This is a genomic window from Mycobacteroides sp. PCS013 (assembly GCF_049532645.1).
Taxonomy (GTDB): domain Bacteria; phylum Actinomycetota; class Actinomycetes; order Mycobacteriales; family Mycobacteriaceae; genus Mycobacterium; species Mycobacterium gwanakae.
The window spans coordinates 1,997,093-2,014,361 of sequence record NZ_CP150131.1; the positions used below are offsets into that span (position 1 = coordinate 1,997,093).

Consider the following 17,269-nt stretch of genomic DNA (forward strand, 5'->3'; position numbering starts at 1 on the left):
CCTGGATGTCGGTTTCTAGCACCAGTCTAATGCGGCCACACCAGCGATTTTGTCCCGGGAGGTGCGGTGACCGGCCTCACCCGATGAGGATCGGGTCGCGGCGCCCACCGGCGGCCACCGCATCCGCGGCAGTGGCGGCCTCTCCGAGCAGCTCTCCCAGCTGATTCGGGAACACCTGCTCCCCCGAGGCCGCGAGTGCGGCGATCTCCTCGGCGTCGCACCAGCGGTGCCCGGTGATGTAGCGCTGCTCCAAATTGGTGCGGCCGTCCGTGGCCGGTTCGAACCTCTTGGTCCGGTGCACGAAGAACAATTCCTCGGAGCGGATGGTGGTTCCGTTGAAGTCGAAGACAGCCACCCGACGCCACAGCGGGCCCACCAGGCGCCCGGAGGGAACCGATAAGCCGGTCTCCTCGACCAGCTCGCGCACCGCGCCGTCGCACAGCTTCTCCCCCGGCAACGTCTGTCCACCCACGGTGAACCACCAATGCACCGCCGGGCTGGGTGCTGCGGGATCGAAGCCGCGCAGCAGCAGCACCCGGCCATCCTCATCGAGCAGGATGATCCGCGCCGAGGTGCGGAAGTTGGCCAGGGCCGGGTCTTCGGTGCCCGCGCCCTGGCGGTCGATGATCTCGAAATACGTTGGCATCGGTGCGGTTCCGCCCAGACGCAACCAGCGCACCGGTCGGCGCACCCGCAGGGCCAGAGTGTCGCGTACTGCGTCGTTGTGGAAGCGCCGCGCGATCAGCACCCGCGTTTCGGCGTCCGCGAGCTCGGCCACCAGCGCGGGGCGCAGCCGCTCGGAGTCGACGGTGGACAACGCTGAGGCCAGCTGGTTCTCCGCATACTCACGCCGGTCACGTTCGGCCCGCTCGGCTTTCGCGGCGAGTTTGATCAGTTGGTCGTCCTTGAGCGCATCTCCGACCGCCCGTGCGACGACGGCGCGGCGTGCCAGCGCGGCATCGAGGGCCTGCCAGGACAGGTCGCTGCGCACGTGCAGTCGGTCCAGCCGGTTGGCCACAAGATAGGCCCACAGCAGGCCCAGCGCGACCAGCGTGCCGATGAGGGCGATGACGATGACGGTCAACGCCGAGAAGGTCACCAACTGTCGACCTTCACACGCGCACCGGACGCGGTGACGGTCTCGTAGACGAGCATGATCTGCTGCGCGACCACCGACCAGTCGTACCGCTGCACTGCCTCGGTGCCTGCCGTCACCAGCTTCGCGCGCCCCTCGTCGTCGCCGAGCACGTCGATGATGGCCGCCGCCAAGGCATCCGCATCACCGGTGGGTGTCAACCGGCCTGCCGAGCCGTCCAGGAGCACACGGCGGAAGGCGTCCAGCGAGCTGGCGACTACTGCGGTACCCGCCGCCATCGCCTCCACCAACACGATGCCGAAGCTCTCGCCGCCGATGTTGGGGGCGCAGTAGACGTCGGCGCTGCGCATGGCCGAGGCCTTGGTGGCATCGTCCACCTGCCCCAGGAAGCGCAGATGCTTAGCCAATGGCCCTGCCTGCGTGCGCAGTTCGGCCTCATCTCCCCGACCGACGATCAGGATCTCCACATCGGAGAAACTGGCCGCGATCTTCGGCAGCGCCCCCATCAACACGTCCATACCTTTGCGTGGCTCGTCATAGCGGCCCAGGAAAAGCACCGTCTTACCTGCCCGCGGGTAGCCCTCCAGCATCGGCGCCCCGGAAAAGGACCGGACATCGACGCCGTTGGGAATCTCGACCGCGTCAGATCCGAGTGCTTCCATCTGCCAGCGCCGGGCCAACTCCGAGACAGCGATCCGACCGACGATCTTTTCGTGCCACGGGCGCAGCACCGCCTGAAAGACGCTCAGCGTCAACGACTTCGTGGTAGACGTGTGGAAAGTGGCGACGATCGGGCCCTCGGCCACCATGAGCGCCAGCATGGACAGACTCGGCGCGTTCGGTTCATGCAGGTGCAACACATCGAAGTCGCCGTCGACCAGCCAGCGCCGGGTCTTGGCATAGGTGGCTGGGCCGAACCGCAGCCGCGCCACCGAGCCGTTGTACGGAATCGGGACGGCCTTGCCGCCGGACACCACGAACTCGGGTAGCTCAACGTCCGACGAGGACGGTGCGAGCAGGCTGACGTGGTGTCCGCGGTCCCTCATGACCTCCGCCAGCTGCACCACATGGGACTGGACGCCACCCGGTACATCAAAGGAGTACGGGCAGACCATCCCGATGCGCATTACGCCTGCCCACCAACGGGATCAGTCTCCCGGGGGGCTGCCCGACCATCAGTGTCCGATTCCGGGGCGGGCGCGGGATGGTTCTCCGGCGCCGGTTGGACCGGCGAGGTCCGCAACCTAGTTCGACGCTCTTCGGACAGGTCGTCAAGCCACAGCGGCTGCAACATATGCCAATCCGCGGGGCGCTCGGCGATATTGGTGGCGAACTCATCGGCGAGCGCCTGGATGACGACCGCGACATCGCCCGATGACGTATCGATGGGCGCCTGGATCCGCACGCCCCATTGACCGTGCGGCTCGAACCAGCAGTGTGCCGGCAGCAGGCGTGCTCCGGTGTCGATCGCCAACCGGGCCGGGCCCGCGGGCATCCGAGCTTCTGCGCCGAAGAAGTCGACGGGGACACCACTGCGGCTCAGATCGCGATCGGCCATGAGACAGACGACGCGGTTTTCCCGCAGCCGCGTTGCCAGCGTCTCGTACGGCCCGGTGGAGTCGCCGCTGGATGCGAGCACCTCGAAGCCCAGGGTTTCCCGGTAGTCCAGGAAGCGGCGGTACAGCGACTCGGGTTTGAGACGCTCGGCCACTGTGGTGAAGGTCCCGTAGGTTTGGGCCAGCCACACCCCCGCCATGTCCCAGTTTCCGCTGTGCGGCAGGGCGATGATCGTGCCCCGTCCCTGGGCCTGCGACTCATCGAGATTCCGGCGACCGAACAGGGAACTGTCCAGGCGAGCGGCCAGGCGCTCCATGTTGTGCGACGGCAGCCGGAATGCTTCACGCCAGTACCGGGCGTAGGAACGCATCGAGTCGATCATCAGCCGGTCGGGCACCTCGCGCGGATGCACGCCAAGCACGCGGGCCAGGTTCTTGCGCAGCTGTTCGGGTCCACCGTTGCGGGCACCCACCATGGCACCGACATCGAATATGGCGCGGGCGAGCAGATCTGGCGTCATCTGCGTCAGATTCCAGCCGGCGGCATACCCCCAGTCAGCAGCACGTTCGCCCCACACACTCATGACTGATTCGTCTCCGCGGTGTCCTGTCCGGCATCGGAATTGGGCAGCAGATCAAGTGCGCCGGGAGATGTGCGCACCGCATGCATGCGCTGCGCCACCGTCACCAGGCTCGCGATCGCGAGCACCCACATCGCCACATGCAGCGGCTCCGGTAACCCGAACCCGCCGCTGAAGATCGCTCCGGCAAGCACGATGATGAGCCGTTCCGGACGCTCGATCAGCCCGCCGTCGGCACGCAGCCCGGAGGCCTCGGCCCGCGCCTTCACGTACGAGATCACCTGCGAGGTGATCATGCAGATCAGTGTGGCCACGACCAAAGACGTTGATCCCCAACCGAATGCCGCCCACCACAGCAGTCCGGCGAACACCGCGCCATCGGCCACACGATCACATGTGGCATCCAGCACCGCGCCGAATCTGGTGCCACCACCACGGGCTCGCGCCATCGCTCCATCGAGCATGTCGAACATGGTGAACAGCCAGACCGCCATGCCACCCCAGAACAGGTGGCCCGTCGGGAACAGGGTGAGCGCGGCGACGACCGTCGCCGCGGTCCCGAAGATGGTGACGGTGTCCGGGGTGAATCCGGCGCGCAGCACCGCGCCGGCAAGCGGGTTGATGATCTTCGCGAACGTCTCCCGGGACAAGAAGCCGCTCATGGCAGCTGCTCCCAGGCGCTGGCGAGTAGCTGGCGGGTGTCCCGCAGGAGCTGCGGCAGCACCTTGGAGTCGCCGATGATGGTGATGAAGTTGGCGTCGCCGCCCCAGCGCGGCACCACGTGCTGATGCAAATGTTCGGCCAGCGATCCACCTGCCGCCGTGCCCAGGTTGAGTCCCACGTTGAAACCGTGCGGGCGTGACACCTTTTTGATCACCCGAATCGCCTTCTGGGTGAACGCCATCAGCTCGCGACTCTCATTCTCGGTGAGGTCCTCGAGCTCGGCGACCTGCCGATACGGCACCACCATGAGATGTCCCGGGTTGTACGGGTACAGGTTGAGCACCGCGTACACGTGCTCCCCGCGCGCCACCACCAGACCGTCTTCGTCGGCCATCTCGGGAATGTCGGTGAACGGAGCGGACTCCGCCCCACTCGACTTCACCGCCTCCACCAGATAGGTCATCCGGTGCGGAGTCCAGAGCCGCTGCAGGTGATCGGGGTCGCCCACTCCCCGGTCGGTGATGGTCGAGTCCTCGTCAGTCACGGGTCCCCAGCTTCATCAGTTCGGCGGTCGGAGAAACGTTCTCGTGTCTGTTCACCCAATCGATGATGGCGGCCACGGCCTCATCACGGGGCACTCCGTTCACCTGGGTACGGTCGCGGAAGCGGAAGCTCACCGCACCCGCCTCCACGTCACGATCGCCGGCCAGCAGCAGGAACGGCACGCGCTGGTTGGTGTGGTTGACGATCTTCTTGTTCATGCGGTCATCGCTGACATCGATCTCGGCCCGAATGCCCTGCGATTTGAGCTGCGAGACAATGTCGCTCAGGTACGGCGCGTGGGCGTCGGCAATCGGGATACCGACGGCCTGCACAGGCGATAGCCAGGCCGGGAAGGCGCCCGCGTAGTGCTCGGTGAGCACACCGAAGAACCGCTCGATAGACCCGAACAGTGCGCGGTGGATGAGCACCGGACGCTGACGAGTTCCGTCGGCAGCGGTGTACTCCAGTTCGAATCGCTCCGGCATGTTGAAGTCGAGCTGGATGGTCGACATCTGCCAGGACCGGCCTAGCGCGTCCTTGGCCTGTACCGAGATCTTGGGACCGTAGAACGCCGCGCCACCCGGATCCGGGACCAGCTGCAGCCCGGAGTCGAGCGCCACCTGCTCCAGGGTCTTGGTCGCTTGCTCCCAGTCCTCATCGGATCCAACGAATTTCGTCTCGTCCTTGGTCGACAGCTCCAGGTAGAAGTCGTCGAGCCCGTAATCGGACAACAGATCCAGCACGAACCGCAGCAGCGACGTCAGCTCTTCGTGCATCTGCTCGCGGGTGGTGTAGATGTGCGCGTCGTCCTGCGTCATGCCCCGCACCCGGGTCAGACCGTGCACCACACCGGATTTCTCGTATCGGTACACCGATCCGAATTCGAAGAGCCGCAACGGCAATTCACGGTATGAACGGCCCCGCGCCCGGTAGATCAGGTGGTGCATCGGGCAGTTCATGGGCTTGAGGTAGTAGTTCTGCCCCGGCTTGCGCACGGTGCCGTCGTCATTGAGTTCGGCGTCGATGTGCATGGGAGGGAACATGCCGTCGGAGTACCAGTCCAGGTGCCCGGAGGTCTGGTACAGGTTTTCCTTCGTGATGTGCGGAGTGTTGACGAATTCGTACCCGGCGGCGGTGTGCTTGGCGCGCGAGTAGTCCTCCAGCTCCTTGCGGATGATGCCACCCTTGGGGTGGAAAACCGGCAGACCGGAACCGATTTCGTCGGGGAAGCTGAACAGATCGAGCTCCACACCGAGCTTGCGGTGGTCGCGCCGCAGCGCCTCTTCCAGCAGTTCGAGGTGCTTGTCGAGCGCTTCCTGCGACTCCCAGGCGGTGCCGTAGACGCGCTGCATGCTGGCGTTGGCCTGATTACCGCGCCAGTAGGCGGCCGAGCTGCGGGTGAGCCGGAAAGCCGGGATGTGTTTGGTGGTGGGAATGTGCGGGCCACGGCACAGGTCGAACCATTCCCGTTCCCCGGTGCGAGGATTCAGGTTGTCGTAGGCGGACAGCTCGTCGCCACCTACCTCCATCACCTCCGGGTCGTCGGCGCCCGACTTATCGGAGACAAGCTCCAGCTTGAACGGCTCATTGGCCAATTCCGCCTGCGCCTCCTCCACCGAGCCGTACACCCGGCGTGAAAAGCGTTGCCCCTCCTTGATGATCTGCTTCATCTTCTTTTCGAGGGCAGCCAGGTCCTCAGGCGTGAAGGCGTGATCGATCCCGAAGTCGTAGTAGAAGCCATCGGTGATCGGCGGACCGATACCAAGCTTGGCCTTCGGGAAGAGGTCCTGCACTGCCTGCGCCAGCACGTGGGCGGCCGAGTGCCGGATGACGCTGCGCCCATCCTCGGTGTTGGCGGCGACCGGCTCTACTTCGGTGTCGACCTCAGGAGTCCAGGACAGATCCTTCAACGCACCGTCCACCCGGACGACGACGATGGCGTCCTCGCCCTTGCCCGGCAGACCTGCCTCGCGCACCGCAGTCCCCGCCGTCGTCCCGGCCGGCACCCGGATAGGGGGCACAGGGGAAGACGGGTTGGGCGCAGTCATCAGCAGTTCTCCACTTCAGAGACGGGGGGTTTGCGAACTCATGCTATCGGTCCACACCAGCGCCTTCCCAGCCGATGGGCACCGAGAGCACTCAGGCCGATCGTGCCCGGAAGGTATTCCGGTAAGCGAGCGGGGAGACCCCGGTGAGCCGGCGGAACTGCTCCCGGAAATTCGCAGGTGAACCGAACCCCACCTCGCGCCCGATCCACTCCACGGAGTCCGCCGAACATTCCAGCAGCTGCTGGGCATGACGGACCCGCACGCCGGTGAGCCACTGCATCGGCGTCTGTCCCGTTTCGGCCCGAAACCGCCGGTTGAGGCTGCGCACGCTGGTGGATGCCTGGACCGCGAGGTCCTCCAGAGAAAGTTCTCGATGGGCGTTGTGCTCGATCCACGCCAGCATCTCACCGAGGCCGGCCTCGGTGCGCTGACGGTTCCTGATGACGTATTGAGCTTGACCGCCGTCTCGGTGCAGCGGCGCGACGGCCACCCGGGCCGCCTCGGCAGCGACCGCCGTGCCGTGATCGCACGTGACCATGTGCAAACACAGATCGAGCCCGGCCGAAGCCCCGGCGGAGGTGAGCACCTGGCCCTCGTCCACGTACAGCACATCGGCGTCCAGGCGTACGTCCGGATACATCTGCCGAAACAGGTCAGCGGCGAGCCAGTGTGTGGTGGCACGCTTGCCGTCCAGAATTCCGGCCTCGGCGAGCGTGAAGGCTCCGGCGCAGATGGAAGCGATGCGCGCACCGCGGGCGTGCGCGGCCTGCAGTGCCTCGATGACGCCGTCGGGCGTGGGCGCGGTCACGTCGTTGCGCGCGGGCACCACGATCGTGTCGGCGTTCGAAAGAGCCTCAAGCCCAAGATCTGTGGCGATACCGAACGGTCCGGCAGAGACGACGGGCGCCGTGCCGCACACCCGCACCCGGTACGGACGAGTGCCGTCGGCGAGGTGCACGCGGCGAAACACCTCCACAGCGGTCGCCAGGTCGAACCCGATGGTGTCGGGAAGGGCGAGGACGAGTACCGAGTGAGGCTCGCCCGAACAGCCCGCCGGAACGGAATGCATACGGCGAGCGTAACTCGTTGTTGGCAATATCTCGTTGGATACTGTCTATCTGGCCACTTCTGCCGCCGTGATCGGTCGACAACCATGGCAATCATGCAGATAGCGATCCTGGCGTACCCGGGCATGACGGCGCTCGACGCGATAGGCCCCTACGAAATGCTGAGGGGGCTGCCCGATGCCGAGTTTCGATTCGTCTGGCACGAGCCGGGGCCGATAGTGACCGATAGCGGTGTCCTGGTGGTCGGCGCCACGCATTCCTTCCATGAGACCCCGGCACCGGACATCGTCCTGATCGGCGGCTCGATACCGGCCACCATGACCACCGCCGCCGACGACGGCGTTCTCACCTGGCTGCGGAAGGTTCACCTGGGCACGACGTGGACCGCATCGGTGTGTAGCGGGTCGCTCATTCTCGGTGCCGCCGGGATCTTGCGGGGAAAGGACGCCACCTGCCATTGGGCCGGGCAGCGGGTGCTCACGACCTTTGGGGCCAATCCCCAGCGGGACAAGCGAATCGTCCGTGACGGCAAGGTGATTACCGCCGCAGGGGTGTCCGCAGGGCTCGATCTTGGTCTGTGGCTCGTCGGCGAGATCGCCGGACAGCCGCGCGCCGAGGCCACTCAGCTGTGCATCGAGTACGACCCGCGGCCACCGTTCGATACCGGCCACATCAGCAAGGCCTCGACCCGCAACAAGGCAGATGCGGTGCTGATGATGAAGGGCATGATCTCGGCACGCGATGCCGGCGCGGAGGTCGTGGCGGGCTCGAAGGTGCTGTGGGCGACCGTCATCGACCGGGTGCGGCGGAGGTCAGCCGCCAAACCCTAGCGGGCTCTTCAGCCAGTGCGCCTCGATTCCGGCCAGCGCGGCGACCCAGCCGACCGCACCCAACACCCACAGCGTGACCACCACCAACGCCGCGGTGAACAGCACCCCGATCCCCCGCAACCACTGAGGTTGAGTGGAAAACCAGGCCATGAACCTGTCGTACCGGGCCCTGACTGCGTGGAGAAGCTTTCTTGCCCAAGAGAACTCGGAGGCAAGAATCGCCAGGCCGAGGAAGACGATCGCCCAGCCGGGCCCCGGATAGGGGATCGCAATGATGCCCGCACCCAGCACTGCCAGACCGATGATCGCAACCGCCATGCGGTAGAAGACGTTCAATGCCGGACGGTCCCGCACCCCGTCGCGCCATCGGGCCCACCGACGGGTACGGCCGCTCACGGCTGACCGGGATTGAGCTTCACAAAGAGAGCGTCGGCCTCGGCGAGCACATCGTCGCCGTCGAGCAATCTGCTGGTCAGGTACACCTTGCGGCCCTCGACGCGGTCCAGGGTGCAGTCGAACTGCAGCTCCTTCTCGATCGGCGTGACCTTGCGGTAGTTGATGTTCAGGTACGCAGTACGCAGCTTGCGCAGGTCCGTGAGCAGCATCGTGCCGGTGCCGATGATCGTGTCGAAGAGCAGGCCGAGACATCCGCCATGCACCGCCCCGTTTCGGCCCAGGTGGTAGCGCCCGAAAGTGGCTGTGCCGGTGAGCACTCCGTTGTCGAAGCTATCGATTGTCATCGGGACCAGCAGGATGTTTCCACGCAGCGGAAGATCGGTGCGACGGCCCGAGGGCGAGTCCCACTCCGAAACCTCGTACGGGTCCAGCAGCTCGTTCATGGCCTCGAGCTGGTTGGCCAGGCTGGTGATCACCTCATCGGGTGGCAGGGCGGCGCGAGCGCGATCCTGCAGAGTCCGCAGCGCATCGATGAAACGGCCGTAGTCGGGGCCGCCCTTGAGGGTGGGATCGGGCGGATTGAACCCGCCACCCTCATGCGCTGTTACTGCTTCCTCGGTGGTCATACTCCCCTACGTTATTGGGGTGGATATTGCACGGCTGAGCCAGCTCCCGTTCACCTACTCCGAGATCGGCGCAACGGCCACCGAGTTACCCTCCGGATATCACCATGTGCGCGAATCTCGGCAGATCGGAGCGGGTAGGGCGCGGTTCGACGAGGCTGCCGCAAGCCTCATGCGATTCGGTATCCAACGTGGGATCGGGCTGCCCGTACAGACGTCGGCACCGGAGGCCGCCGTCGGCGTGAACGTGATGACGCGGCTATGGCCGTTCTGGGCGCTGTGCCGCATCGTGTACGTGGTGGACGAGCCGAATCGGCGCGGTTTCGCATACGGCACGCTTCGAGGACACCCGGAAACCGGCGAAGAGGTCTTCATTGTGCGCTTTGATCCATCCAATGGCGTTGTCTCCGTAGAGATAACCGCATTCTCCAGGCCGTCGTACTGGTGGGTCCGGGTGGGCAATCTGGTGGTCAAGCAGCTACAACGTGTGGTAACTCAGCGCTACCTGCACGCACTGTGAGCGACGCGCGATCGGTTGCTGCACACATAACCCTCCCCCGGTAACCTACATGTTAGCTGGGTGACGGATACAGCTACTTCACTGGCGTGTCTAATAAGCGGGCGTGTCTCGGGCATTTAGCGCCGAAAGACAAAAAGGCGCATTTTTCAGCAAAGCTTCCGAGCATTCGAATCGTTATGATGTGTAACCTTTTGTTCAACTTCGATTCATGCGTTTTTAGGAGCTCTGAACCTCATGGTTTCCCTGCCCGCTGGCATCGCGCTGTTCGCCGGAGCCCTGGGCGCCCCGGCCGCGATGTTCATCGCCCCGGTGGCGGCTGCAGACCTCCCGGTGTGTTCGGCCGGCGAGACGCCGTACAACCACAGCTGCCGGACCGCGTGCGCGGGCGGCGCACCGCGCGTCGGCGGGGCCTGCACCCAGCCCGGCACCAACCTGTACGACCGAGGATTTCACGAGCCCACCCATGAGGGCGCCAACCCTCGCACTCCACTGGGCACCAACCCGCAGGTCCCCTACGGGACGAACACCACAACCGTTCTGCAATAAACGATTTCGGGACGGTGCCCACCGTGCTACGGCGACCAGTTCGCCAGGACTGCGTCCATATCGCCATCTCCGGGCCCTGGCAGATGACGCGCGCCCGGAAACCGATGAGCAGGTTCGGTATACGTGCCCGCGTCAACAAGCCTGGCGATGTTGGATCGATAGATGTCGTCAACCTCGGCATGGCGCCCCGGTTCCCGGTGCAGCCACAGGTTGGCCGGGTGGATCGGCCGGTCGTACATGCGCCGGAACAGTTCTGTCCGAATATCCTTGAGCCAATTTGAGTTCAAATTCATGGCGCGGAACTGGCGCAGAGCCTCGACATCCACCGGCGCCGCGACAATCGCGTTCGCTCCCGAGGACGCCTGCCCGATCACGTGTCCGTAGTAGTCGACAATGTGACCGTTGCCGCCTGCGATGTCGACCGGATGCTCGGCGGCGGGTGTGGAGTAGACGGGTCCGGAGTTGGGGCACACCATGTACAGGCCGTTGAAGTGCGCGTGCGCTCTGTTCTGCAGCAACCAGGTACCACCGGCGTCCGAACCGGCCGCCGTCATCGGCACCGCCTCGCTGGGCCGATACACCACCTCTGCGCCGTTGAATGCCAAGGCCCGCACGGCTTCCGGATACTCACCGTCGCTGCAACACAGCGTGCCGATAGCGCCGATGTCCGGGGTACGCAGCACTGGATAGAAGGCATCGATCCCGTCGCCGAACAGCTGCACCCATCGGTCGTACACGTCATGCGGGGTGCACGAGTGCTCACGGCACCAGACGTGATTCTTGGCCGCTCGGTGCACGATCTCACCATCGGGCGCGATCACCACCATGACGTTGAAGAATCGGTCTGCGATGATCTCGGGCCAGCGAGCCTTGCACTGCACGATGATGTACGTCTCATACGTCCGCGCCAGCGCAGCCAGGCGATCTGTCTCCGGCCCCGGAATGTCGATGAAAAGCTCACGAGCACTGCGGATATGCGGAAGGTTGAAGACCTCGTCGGTAAAGCCGGTCAGCGCGCCCTCGGCGAGGGCGACCAGCTTCACCGGCAGGTTGATGCCGACAATCGAGACCGCGGCATGGATGGCCTCCTCGATGTTGTCCAGGTTGCGCGCGATGTCGTCTCGCCTACCGATGCCGTGGACAATGGTCGACAACCCGACCGCCATGTACGGGGCGACCGGCGTACGTTGGGCCGTCTCGGTCATTGCACACCGCACCAACGCATCGCGGCCAGTGCGTAGGCCTTGGTGGCACAGACTATTTCGTCGATCGCACAGCGCTCGTCCACCGCGTGTGCCATGGCCAACGCACCCGGGCCCATGCCGACAGCAGGAATCCCCGCAGCGGTGAACCAGGTGAGATCGGTTGCCGTGGGGAATGGTTGGACCTCCGGGGGCCCGCTGAATGTGGACCCGGCGGCAGCCTCTTCGCGTGCGGCGATCACGGTTTGGCAGAACGGGTCACACTTGTCCGTTCGCCCGCCCGGATAGTGCATCGGCCATTCGATGCGCGGAGGTTCGCGCCGCAGCCAGGGATCTGCCGTGACGACGGCGGCCACCGTCTCGAGGATCTCGGCCTGAATTTCGGCCAGGCTGGCCGCGGGCGGATAGAAGACCGCGTAGTCCAGCACGGTTTCGTCGGGGATGAAGGCGACGTTGCGGCCACTGCGGGCACCCCCGTCGATCACGTCCAGACCGATGGTGAACTGCCCGCGCTCAAAGAGCGGGTCGGTGCGTGTCTGCTCCCACTGGATCTCCAGCCCGCACAGCGCCGCGTGAATCGACAGTGCCGCATCAATGGCGCTGACCGCAACGGGTTCGGCGTCTGGAGCACTGGCCGCTTGGGCGCGCATCAGGGAACGCGCCGACGCATGACCGGAGCGGCCGCTGACGGTGATGCGCATGACGAGCACGCCGGGGGTGGCCGGCATGACGGTCAGAGGACGTCGCGCCCCGGTGGGTTCGGCGATGATCGCGCCGTCGGCGGTGTAGCCGCGGGCAAGCACGGCCGAGGTGCCCAGGTGATGTTCGAAGTTCTCTTCGCCGACCACGCCCTGCAGGATCAGGTCACCCCGCAGTTGCACACCTGATTCCCGTAATGCCTTGGCGGCAAAGGCCTGTGCCACCAATCCGCTCTTCATGTCCACGGAGCCACGTCCCCAAACGTGGGTTTCATCATGAAATCCCGAGAACGGATCGTGGGTCCATTCGTCGGAGTCGTTGGCGGGCACGACGTCGAGGTGGCCGTTGAAGATCAGCGATCGCCCTCCCCCGCTCCCCCGAAGCACACCGACCACGTTGTCTCGTCCGGTCACCTCGCCGAACAGCTCCGTTTCGGCTCCGCCCTGCCGGTGGACGCCGGCCAGTAGACGCGCCACATCGGATTCGCCGCCCACCAGGTCGTCATAGTCCTGGTCGGGGTAGGTCGGATTCACGCTGCGCAGCGCGATGGCGTGGGTAAGTGTGTCGAGCAGCTCATCGCGAAGATCATCGACACGGTCGAGTACTTTGTCTGCCGCGCTCACGAGTGCACCACCTGCGATTGTGCGGCCGGCGACGTCAACTCGCCACTGTCGTATACCGTCTGGCCGCCGAGGTAGGTCCGCAGCACCCGCGTGCCGCGTAGCTCGTCGAGCGGACAGGTCAGTGGATCTCGGTCGGCGATGATCACGTCCGCATAGTTGCCCGGTGTCAGTGCACCGATTTCGGGCCAGCCCAGCACCGCGGCTGCACCCGTGGTCCACATCTTCAGCGCCTCGAGCCTCGAGATCTTCTGGTCGGGCCCGTCGTTGTGATGGTCGCTGCCCGCGAAACGGTGCGTCTGGGCCAGCTCGATCTGCTCCCACGGATTCTTCGGCCCCCAGTCCGAACCGCCGGCCAGATCCAGCCCGGTGTCGATCAACCGCTGCAGCGGCTCCAGGTCTTGCCACACATGCCGGCCGATGCGCTCGCCATACATGGCGCCCTTTCCCCACGCGAAGCCCGCGCTGGTGGTCACCTGAAATCCCAGATCCGCGTATCGCTGGGCCTGCTTGGGTGTGATGGTCATGGCGTGCTGCAGAATCCAGCGCTTGTCACGGAAGTCGTACTCCCGCACAACACGTTCGGCGATATCGAGGAAATCGTCGTGCTCCCGGAACGCACCCAAACACAGATTCGCACGGATCCCCTCGGCAGCACAGAACCGCACAAATGCTTCCTCCTTGTCCAGCGACAAGAAGCGCTTGCCCCGTGTCGGGCGCCCGAAGGGGTCGGCGCACGGTTCGTAGGTCGCGAAGTATCCCGAGAAGCATGGGCCGCCCGGACTCATCGTGAGCCCGTTGAGGCGCAGCATGTCGTCCTCCAGATCGAGTGCCTGGCCGGCGAGTTCGCGCAGTCTGGCGGTGAATTCGTGCTGTGGTAGCGGGTCAAACGGATAGAAGATGACGGACTCGACATCTAGAGTCGCCAGCACCCGCATGCTCAGCGCGTTGGTCGCACGTAAATGCCGGTACAGCGCCACGTGTTCGGGTTCCATGGCGTGCCCCTCGTACACGCTGGTAATTCCTTGTGCGGTATAGCGACTCATTTCCGCGAGGGTTCCGGCGACGGCGTTCTCCAGGCTCGGGCGCGGCAGCTTGGTCAGGATCTGCCCCCAGAAGGGGTCGTAGGTGTAGTAGTTGGTGACCGGTCCGCGCAGGATCCCGGTCAGATCACCGGCCTCGTTCTTCTCGATCTCGACGTCACATACCCGGTCCGGGATGAGTGCGCTCAGACCTACGGTGCGCAGGCCAGCGCTGTTGAAGGCCACCACGTTCGGCATGCGCGGCGCCCAGGCCTGAATCAGCACGGGATGCGCGTCGGTGGCGGTGTCCAGGATCCATCGGTCGGGCAGATGCCGCTCGGCCAGGTCGCGCTCCGAACGGCGAATGAAGTAGTGCGGCTCGCCCACCGGGGTACACATGATCCATTCACCCGGCTCGGTTTCCGCGGCCTTCGCGCGGATTCTGGCCACGATGTCCGCGTGATCGACCGCGTCGGTGAGATCTACGAGTCCACCGGAGAGCATCCCGAAATGCATGACATGCGGGTGGGTGTCGACCAGACCGGGCAGTACTACGGCGCCTTGGGCATCGACGCGGTGCGCAGCGGCTCCGGCCACATCGTCCATCTCCCGCCGGTCTCCCACGGCGACAACGCGCCCGTCCGAAAGCACCAGCGCGTCGGCCTCGGGGATGGCCGGGTCGAAGGTGCGCACCAGTGCGCCGGTGATGAGTGTGTTGGTCATTGAGGCCTCCCGCCGTTCGTCGATGGGCGCCACCGTATCTCTTATTTTCTCCAAATGGAGAAGTTTAAGGAAATGTGCGCCAGTACGATGACGCCCATGACGTCTCCGGTGCGCGAGCCACGCATGGCCCGGGGCGCTGCCCGCCGAGAGTCGCTTTTGGATGCCGCGATCCGTCTACTGGCACGTGAGGGTGCGCGCGCGGTGACTCACCGTGCGGTTGCCGCCGAGGCGGGGACAACTCATGGGATCGCCCGCTACTACTTCGGCACCCTCGATCAGCTCCTGGACGAAGCGCTGCGGCGCTTGGCCACCCGGCAGATCGAAGAAGTGCGGGCGCTGTTCACCGAGCTGCCCGACGCGAAGATCTCCGAACGCATCGACCGGCTGTCCCGCTATGTCACCGAGACTCTGTCCGACGACCGCGACGCGGCAATCGCCCGCTACGAATTCTTCCTCGAGGTCGCTCGCCGCCCCAGCCTGCGGGCCACCCTTGACGAATGGGGCACCACCCAGCGCGCCGCCTTCGCCCAGGAGCTGCGCGGAGCCGGCGTGAGCGATCCGGAGGCAGATGCCGCCGACCTGCTCACCGCCGTCAACGGACTGGTTCTTGAGCAGCTCGCGCTGCCCATCGACGACTTCGAGACCTCGCGTCTGCGCCCCGCCATCGCGCGGTTTTTTCCGGCACATTGACGCCGTGCGGGAATGAAATCATCGGCGCAGAGGTAGCTACCACACATGGAACTTCATGACGCCGCGCGCGCACTCATCGGGGCGGGTGCTGATGCCACGCTCGTCACCATCAATCCCGACGGCACTCCACAGGTGTCCGTGGTGTGGGTAGCCGTGCAATCCACGCCCGAGGGCGACGAGCTGGTGGCCGCTCATCTGTCCGGCAATTACAAGAAGCTGCGCAACATCCGGCGCGATCCCCACGTCGCCGTGACCATCCTGGCGCCCAGCCAGCCCGGACAGCAGCGCGAGTACCTGTCCGTGACCGGTTCGGCTCGGGTCGTAGAAGGCGGCGCACCCGAGCTGCTCAGTCAGCTCGCGATCGCCCTGCTGGGCTCCGACGAGCACTTCCCGCCGCCCGGCTCTCCCGAGGGGTACCTCACCCGCATCCGTGTCGAGTCGGTTGGCGGCCACGGCCCCTGGGCACCGCAACCCTGATATCAGTCGCGGATGATGCCCTTGGTGCGCATCAAGAAGTCCGCGAGAAATCCGTCGTGCGGAACGTCGAAAGCCGCATACGACGTGAGATGCCTGCCGCTGTACACGTTGGCGACCGTCGGCTCGTTGAGCAGATCATCGATCAGCTCCTCGTCCTTGGTAATCGCGTTGATCACCAAGGAATGCCGCAGCGGGGCAAGGCCGTCGGCGCGTGTCCACGGCGAGACCCACACGCATGGGAACGCCAGCTCCGTGTTGAGTGGGCCGATGTCTGGTCGCGCCAGCAGGTGTACTGCCGGTCGCAGTACCGCCGAGCCGTCACCGAGATCTGCGACCACCTGGTCGGCGCCCAGCAGCGCTGTGGTGCCGACAGATACGGCCGCCAGGTGCTCGGCATAGCGCCTGGCCGCCGCTATGGGCTGAGCTGGTAGCGCAGCGCGTTCGTCGGTGATCGGAAGCGCCGGGATCGTCGCCAGCCTGGCGGTGATCGCTTCGGCCAGGGGTCGCGGATCACCTTCGTAGAGAACGGCGGTGGCGTTGGTGCAGGCCATCCCGCCCTGCCCGCTGATCGACTCGACGATGACGTCAAGGTAGTCGCGCCAGTCCTGTTCGGCAGTGATCAGGATCTTGGTGCGGCCCGGCCCGTTCGTCAGCACCGTCGGGTCGTCGGCATAGCCGTCAACGACGTCTTGGCCGCCGTAGACGACGGCAAGGTCGGCGGCGGTGATGATCTCGGCCGCGCCCGCATGGTCAGTGGGTAGATAGAGGGCATCTTCGGGCCGAAATCCGGCCTGGCGTAGTGCATTGGCAAGCCGGTGTCCGGTGAAGGGTTCGCGCCGCGATGGACGGATGGCCACCCGGTAACCCAGCGCCAGCGCCTGCGCCCACGTGCTGTGCACACCAGGGCTGTTCCCGGACGCGTGCACGGCGAGCACCTCGCCGCGGCGCGCCCACACCGCGCTTCCTCGCCGGGTGCGCTCGTCGCGCCAGTCGATGGCGGCGCCCATCGGGCGGGCAGGCGCCACCGAATCGGCCGCGACCCGTACCGCGTCGGCGACACCACGGGCACTGGCCCGTGCAATCGCGATCGGTAGCCCCGACACCCGGCTGACCACCTCGACGTATTGCTCGAAGCCGAGGCCGCCGAGCTGCGCGTCGACGAAGATCGCGGCAGCGTCTGCCAGCGCGGCGTTACACCGATCGTGTGGGAGGGGCTTGACCGTGCGTTGCGCCTGAATGCTGCGGCTCACATACAGCGGGGGCGCGATGCTCAGCTCGGCGACCGGCGCTCCGGTCACATCGGTGATCACCTCACGGTTTCGGGTGCGGTACTCGCCACCGGGGCCAAGGGCGTCAAGCGCGATCAC

At 65.6% G+C, this 17,269-nt stretch carries 18 protein-coding genes and 1 pseudogene; 5 read left to right on the forward strand and 14 right to left on the reverse strand.

What is annotated here, in order from left to right; translation table 11 throughout:
• Positions 1–76: 76 nt before the first annotated feature.
• From RHO23_RS09760 to RHO23_RS09790, 7 genes are all read right to left on the reverse strand, one after another.
• A complete protein-coding gene (locus RHO23_RS09760) occupies positions 77–1,099 on the reverse strand; it encodes an NUDIX hydrolase (protein ID WP_030093623.1) in 1,023 nt (340 codons plus the stop codon).
• A complete protein-coding gene (locus RHO23_RS09765; protein WP_030093624.1) occupies positions 1,096–2,223 on the reverse strand; it encodes a glycosyltransferase family 4 protein in 1,128 nt (375 codons plus the stop codon). The genes RHO23_RS09760 and RHO23_RS09765 overlap by 4 nt, the downstream gene beginning before the upstream one ends.
• The gene (locus RHO23_RS09770) at positions 2,223–3,236 is read right to left on the reverse strand and encodes a phosphatidylinositol mannoside acyltransferase (protein ID WP_423488990.1); all 1,014 of its coding nucleotides are present in this window, start codon (positions 3,234–3,236) and stop codon (positions 2,223–2,225) included. Before RHO23_RS09770 ends, RHO23_RS09765 begins: the two co-directional genes overlap by 1 nt.
• Positions 3,233–3,895 carry a phosphatidylinositol phosphate synthase gene (pgsA, locus tag RHO23_RS09775; protein ID WP_064409017.1) on the reverse strand — a complete coding sequence of 221 codons (663 nt, stop codon included), beginning with the start codon at positions 3,893–3,895 and terminating at the stop codon, positions 3,233–3,235. The genes RHO23_RS09770 and pgsA overlap by 4 nt, the downstream gene beginning before the upstream one ends.
• Positions 3,892–4,440 (reverse strand): HIT family protein, encoded by a 549-nt coding sequence (locus RHO23_RS09780; RefSeq protein WP_030093627.1) that lies wholly within the window; start codon positions 4,438–4,440, stop codon positions 3,892–3,894. Before RHO23_RS09780 ends, pgsA begins: the two co-directional genes overlap by 4 nt.
• Positions 4,433–6,487 carry a threonine--tRNA ligase gene (gene thrS / locus RHO23_RS09785; RefSeq protein WP_423488991.1) on the reverse strand — a complete coding sequence of 685 codons (2,055 nt, stop codon included), beginning with the start codon at positions 6,485–6,487 and terminating at the stop codon, positions 4,433–4,435. Before thrS ends, RHO23_RS09780 begins: the two co-directional genes overlap by 8 nt.
• A gap of 91 nt (positions 6,488–6,578) precedes the next feature.
• Positions 6,579–7,556, reverse strand: coding sequence for a GlxA family transcriptional regulator (locus RHO23_RS09790; protein ID WP_423488992.1), 978 nt, complete (start codon positions 7,554–7,556; stop codon positions 6,579–6,581).
• Between the two features lie 93 nt (positions 7,557–7,649).
• On the opposite strand from RHO23_RS09790, the gene RHO23_RS09795 reads away from it, so the two are divergent.
• A complete protein-coding gene (locus RHO23_RS09795) occupies positions 7,650–8,384 on the forward strand; it encodes a DJ-1/PfpI family protein (RefSeq protein WP_423488993.1) in 735 nt (244 codons plus the stop codon).
• Here the strand turns inward: RHO23_RS09795 and RHO23_RS09800 are convergent.
• Positions 8,367–8,780 (reverse strand): TIGR02611 family protein, encoded by a 414-nt coding sequence (locus RHO23_RS09800; RefSeq protein WP_423488994.1) that lies wholly within the window; start codon positions 8,778–8,780, stop codon positions 8,367–8,369. The genes RHO23_RS09795 and RHO23_RS09800 overlap by 18 nt on opposite strands.
• On the reverse strand, positions 8,777–9,406 hold the full coding sequence (locus RHO23_RS09805) for a PaaI family thioesterase (RefSeq protein ID WP_064409020.1): 630 nt from the start codon (positions 9,404–9,406) through the stop codon (positions 8,777–8,779). The genes RHO23_RS09800 and RHO23_RS09805 overlap by 4 nt, the downstream gene beginning before the upstream one ends.
• A 19-nt stretch (positions 9,407–9,425) precedes the next feature.
• On the opposite strand from RHO23_RS09805, the gene RHO23_RS09810 reads away from it, so the two are divergent.
• Positions 9,426–9,923 carry a DUF1990 family protein gene (locus tag RHO23_RS09810; protein ID WP_423488995.1) on the forward strand — a complete coding sequence of 166 codons (498 nt, stop codon included), beginning with the start codon at positions 9,426–9,428 and terminating at the stop codon, positions 9,921–9,923.
• 234 nt (positions 9,924–10,157) lie between these two features.
• Positions 10,158–10,469 carry a hypothetical protein gene (locus RHO23_RS09815; RefSeq protein WP_423488996.1) on the forward strand — a complete coding sequence of 104 codons (312 nt, stop codon included), beginning with the start codon at positions 10,158–10,160 and terminating at the stop codon, positions 10,467–10,469.
• Positions 10,470–10,495: 26 nt separating this feature from the next.
• Here the strand turns inward: RHO23_RS09815 and RHO23_RS09820 are convergent, their stop codons facing one another.
• From RHO23_RS09820 to RHO23_RS09835, 4 genes and pseudogenes are all read right to left on the reverse strand, one after another.
• Complete coding sequence (locus tag RHO23_RS09820; RefSeq protein WP_030093635.1) at positions 10,496–10,678, reverse strand: hypothetical protein; 183 nt, start codon at positions 10,676–10,678, stop codon at positions 10,496–10,498.
• A gap of 147 nt (positions 10,679–10,825) precedes the next feature.
• Positions 10,826–11,674: pseudogene (locus RHO23_RS09825) on the reverse strand (nitrilase-related carbon-nitrogen hydrolase); the annotation flags it as partial.
• Complete coding sequence (locus RHO23_RS09830; protein ID WP_423488997.1) at positions 11,671–12,993, reverse strand: M20/M25/M40 family metallo-hydrolase; 1,323 nt, start codon at positions 12,991–12,993, stop codon at positions 11,671–11,673. The pseudogene RHO23_RS09825 and the gene RHO23_RS09830, both read right to left, overlap by 4 nt.
• Positions 12,990–14,735, reverse strand: coding sequence for an amidohydrolase (locus tag RHO23_RS09835; RefSeq protein ID WP_423488998.1), 1,746 nt, complete (start codon positions 14,733–14,735; stop codon positions 12,990–12,992). The genes RHO23_RS09830 and RHO23_RS09835 overlap by 4 nt, the downstream gene beginning before the upstream one ends.
• 96 nt (positions 14,736–14,831) lie before the next feature.
• On the opposite strand from RHO23_RS09835, the gene RHO23_RS09840 reads away from it, so the two are divergent.
• Positions 14,832–15,425, forward strand: a complete 594-nt coding sequence (locus tag RHO23_RS09840) for a TetR/AcrR family transcriptional regulator (protein WP_164687557.1) — start codon at positions 14,832–14,834, stop codon at positions 15,423–15,425.
• A gap of 45 nt (positions 15,426–15,470) precedes the next feature.
• Positions 15,471–15,902, forward strand: a complete 432-nt coding sequence (locus tag RHO23_RS09845; RefSeq protein WP_064409027.1) for a PPOX class F420-dependent oxidoreductase — start codon at positions 15,471–15,473, stop codon at positions 15,900–15,902.
• Between the two features lie 2 nt (positions 15,903–15,904).
• Here RHO23_RS09845 and RHO23_RS09850 read toward each other — a convergent pair whose 3' ends face one another.
• Positions 15,905–17,269 (reverse strand): aldehyde dehydrogenase family protein, encoded by a 1,365-nt coding sequence (locus tag RHO23_RS09850; RefSeq protein ID WP_423488999.1) that lies wholly within the window; start codon positions 17,267–17,269, stop codon positions 15,905–15,907.

Excerpts from the sequence above, each read along its gene's own strand:
- pgsA (WP_064409017.1), bottom strand. The coding sequence starts at position 3,895 with ATGAGCGGCTTCTTGTCCCGGGAGACGTTCGCGAAGATCATCAACCCG.
- RHO23_RS09770 (WP_423488990.1), bottom strand. The coding sequence starts at position 3,236 with ATGAGTGTGTGGGGCGAACGTGCTGCTGACTGGGGGTATGCCGCCGGC.
- thrS (WP_423488991.1), bottom strand. The coding sequence starts at position 6,487 with ATGACTGCGCCCAACCCGTCTTCCCCTGTGCCCCCTATCCGGGTGCCG.
- RHO23_RS09765 (WP_030093624.1), bottom strand. The coding sequence starts at position 2,223 with ATGCGCATCGGGATGGTCTGCCCGTACTCCTTTGATGTACCGGGTGGC.
- RHO23_RS09805 (WP_064409020.1), bottom strand. The coding sequence starts at position 9,406 with ATGACCACCGAGGAAGCAGTAACAGCGCATGAGGGTGGCGGGTTCAAT.
- RHO23_RS09790 (WP_423488992.1), bottom strand. The coding sequence starts at position 7,556 with ATGCATTCCGTTCCGGCGGGCTGTTCGGGCGAGCCTCACTCGGTACTC.
- RHO23_RS09845 (WP_064409027.1), top strand. The coding sequence starts at position 15,471 with ATGGAACTTCATGACGCCGCGCGCGCACTCATCGGGGCGGGTGCTGAT.
- RHO23_RS09835 (WP_423488998.1), bottom strand. The coding sequence starts at position 14,735 with ATGACCAACACACTCATCACCGGCGCACTGGTGCGCACCTTCGACCCG.
- RHO23_RS09795 (WP_423488993.1), top strand. The coding sequence starts at position 7,650 with ATGCAGATAGCGATCCTGGCGTACCCGGGCATGACGGCGCTCGACGCG.
- RHO23_RS09840 (WP_164687557.1), top strand. The coding sequence starts at position 14,832 with ATGACGTCTCCGGTGCGCGAGCCACGCATGGCCCGGGGCGCTGCCCGC.
- RHO23_RS09815 (WP_423488996.1), top strand. The coding sequence starts at position 10,158 with ATGGTTTCCCTGCCCGCTGGCATCGCGCTGTTCGCCGGAGCCCTGGGC.